The sequence below is a fragment of the Aquitalea sp. S1-19 genome, from assembly GCF_024343515.1.
This window is the reverse complement of the sequence record NZ_RJTZ01000277.1, coordinates 1-1,768: the sequence shown is the minus strand read 5'-3', so window position 1 is coordinate 1,768 and position 1,768 is coordinate 1. Positions and strand designations below refer to the sequence as shown.

At 54.4% G+C, this 1,768-nt stretch carries 3 protein-coding genes; all 3 read right to left on the bottom strand.

The window, feature by feature from the left end:
* The coding region (locus tag EGI20_RS18300) for an ABC transporter permease subunit (RefSeq protein WP_498633120.1) at positions 1 to 242 on the bottom strand (242 nt) is incomplete at its 3' end.
* A gap of 68 nt (positions 243 to 310) precedes the next feature.
* Positions 311 to 1,213, bottom strand: a complete 903-nt coding sequence (locus EGI20_RS18295) for a glutamate/aspartate ABC transporter substrate-binding protein (protein WP_124735507.1) — start codon at positions 1,211 to 1,213, stop codon at positions 311 to 313.
* 276 nt (positions 1,214 to 1,489) lie between these two features.
* The coding region (locus EGI20_RS18290; protein ID WP_498633118.1) for a transporter substrate-binding domain-containing protein at positions 1,490 to 1,768 on the bottom strand (279 nt) is incomplete at its 5' end.

Below are 1,768 nucleotides of genomic sequence, written 5' to 3'. Positions count from 1 at the left end.
AGCTGCACCAAGAGCGGTACATTACGGAACAGCTCGACATAGCAGGTGGCGATGCCGGACAACCACTTGTTGGGCAAGGTGCGCATCACACCCAACAGCCCACCCAGCAGCAGCGCAACCAGCCATGCCGCCAGCGCCAAGGCCAGCGTCCAGCCCAGACCCGTGATATACCAGTCGAGGTAAATCTCGTTACCGATTCCGGTGGACTTGAAGAAGATGTTCCAGTCCCAGTTGTAATTCATGAACGACTCCATTAAATAAAGGGGGCCGCTGCCCCCCTTGTATTACCGCATTGCTTGTACGACAGGAATCAGCTTGCCGCCGGCTTATCCGAAGGCTTGGCGATCAATGCCTTAAACTCCGGCGACATTGGGAAACCAAGATTCAGATTCTTCGGCGGAATCGGCCGCATGAACCACTTGTCGTAGATCGCATTGATCTGCCCCGACTTGTAGGTATTCACGATAGCCTTGTCCACCAATGCCTTGAATGGCGCATCACCCTTGCGCATCATGCAGCCGTAAATCTCGCTCGACTGCGGTTTGCCCACTACCACCCACTCTGCCGGATTGCGCGCCTTGGCACGCTCGCCGTAGAGCATGGCATCGTCGGTCATGAAAGCCGCAACCCGACCAGACTCCAGCATCAGGAACGACTCGCCATTATCCTTGGCCGCCACGATATTCATGCCGAGCTTCTGGTTGGCATTCATGATCCGCATCAAACGCTCGCCCGTCGTTCCGGCAGAGACCACCACATTCTTGCCCTTCAGATCGGCAAAGTCCTTGATGCCGGAATCTTTTTTCACCAGCAAGCGGGTGCCGATCTCGAAGATGCCGACCGAGAAATCGACCTGACGCTGACGCTCGACATTATTGGTCGTAGCGCCGCACTCGATATCAACTGTCCCGTTCTGCAGCAAGGGGATGCGCGTCTGGCCGGTCACCATGTTGTAGCGCACCTTCAGGTTCGGCATGTTCAGCTCTTTCTTCACCGCATCAACCACATGCTGGGCAAGATCGAGCGAATAGCCGACCGGCTGCTTGCCACCGGCCAGGTAGGCAAAAGGAATCGCAGAATCCCGGTGGCCAAGCACGATGGTGCCGGAGTCCCTGATTTTCTTCAGGGTTCCGGTCGGCTCGGCAGCCATGGCCGATGTGGAAAGCAAGGTGCAAGCCAAGGCAAGAGGCAATAAACGCAAGGTATGAGGCATATTCTATTTCTCCAGATAGGGATGGATGCGATCGACGGCGTACCGTCTATTAAGCAGCACTTCGGCATCTTTCTCATCCCAATAAGCAGCATGGGGGGAGATGCCTGAAATACCGTTTTCCTGGATATTGCATCGAGCCTAATACATTAGGAAACTCTAAATGAATATCTCATTCGCCTAGTTTCTATCAAAACAGAAAAGACAACCGTTGATTTGCCTCAAACTAATTGAACAAGCCCCCTACAGAGGCTTGTTCCAGCCTGCCGAAAATCCTGCTTACAGCTGATCAACAGCGCGATCGGTAGGGCGCTTGATCAAGGCCTTGATTGCACCCGACATCGGGAAGTTCAGGTTCAGGTTTTTGGGTGGAACCGGCTGCAGGAACCACTTGCTGTAGATCTTGTTGATCTCGCCGGAAGCGTAGGTTGCCTTGATCGCATCATCGACCACCTTCTTGAATGGCGCATCGCCTTTGCGCACCATGCAGCCGTATACCTCGTACGATTGCGGCGTACCGACCACAACCCAATTGGCCGGATTTTTGGCCTTGGCCAT

Coding starts and splice junctions, on each gene's coding strand:
- EGI20_RS18295 (WP_124735507.1), bottom strand. CDS start 1,213: ATGCCTCATACCTTGCGTTTATTGCCTCTTGCCTTGGCTTGCACCTTG.